This is a genomic window from Staphylococcus sp. 231237_7MaSpsaltlick, assembly GCF_043107035.1.
On the sequence record NZ_JBICNX010000197.1, the window covers coordinates 1 to 851 of the forward strand.

The 851-nt window shown below is 28.6% G+C and carries 2 protein-coding genes; both read right to left on the reverse strand.

The genetic code is table 11. The annotated features are described in order from the left end of the window. Window positions 1–75: 75 nt before the first annotated feature. Entirely contained in the window at window positions 76–255 is a 180-nt protein-coding gene (locus tag ACF91D_RS30880; RefSeq protein WP_369966858.1) for a hypothetical protein, read from the reverse strand. A gap of 292 nt (window positions 256–547) precedes the next feature. Continuing rightward, a partial coding sequence (locus tag ACF91D_RS30885) for a RidA family protein (RefSeq protein ID WP_392438575.1) occupies window positions 548–851 on the reverse strand: 304 nt, incomplete at its 5' end.

Consider the following 851-nt stretch of genomic DNA (forward strand, 5'->3'; position numbering starts at 1 on the left):
ACATTTATCCGTGGACTTAGAAGAATAGGTATGTCCATCATGAGAAACTGTTCCTTTAAAATTAATATTTGGTGATTACTTAATACGTTGAAGCAGTTCTACAAAGTTATTTTCTTCTATTATAGCAGAACGTTGTTCTCCAACTTCTATTTCGACCAATATATTAGCTTTTCTCTTATTTTTAAATACTTCGTCAATTAAGTTAAAATGGATGGTGTTATCAATACCAAATGCAATATCAATATTTTCTCCCATTTTTTAATACTCTGTAGTTTTTTTCTTGATATGACTCGATTGGCTATGAAAATATTTGATAAATCCTGTTCAAACATTATTTCAGCTTCACTTAATTTTGCAACTGTTATACTACTTATCCCTAAATCCAATTGTTTTTATACAAAATATGGCGATTTGTGAGTTTTTGTATGAGGTCAAAGGTTTACATTATATTTATAAGCGTTGTCTTACATTTTGTTAAGATTTTTATTAACTATTTCTTCATCAATAATTAGTGCTAGGGTATTTATATCACTGATTTTCATGTCTTTCATTCCTTATAATCCGCTATAGCTTCTATTTCTATTAAACAATTATGATGTAATGTGGTTGTTGGAACTATAACCCTTGCAGGAATATGTTCATTAAAATATTCACTATAAATTTGATTGATTTCGTCCCAATATTGCACATCTGGTGTATAAATACGGCACATTATAATATTATTACGATTTAGATTTGCTTCATTAAGAATTAAATCAAGATTATATAATGCATGTTTAGTTTCCGCCTTAATTCCTCCCTCAGGTGGCTGACCTGTTTCAAAATCTATTGATAATTGACCAGAAATATAT

Coding starts and splice junctions, on each gene's coding strand:
- ACF91D_RS30880 (WP_369966858.1), bottom strand. CDS start 255: ATGGGAGAAAATATTGATATTGCATTTGGTATTGATAACACCATCCAT.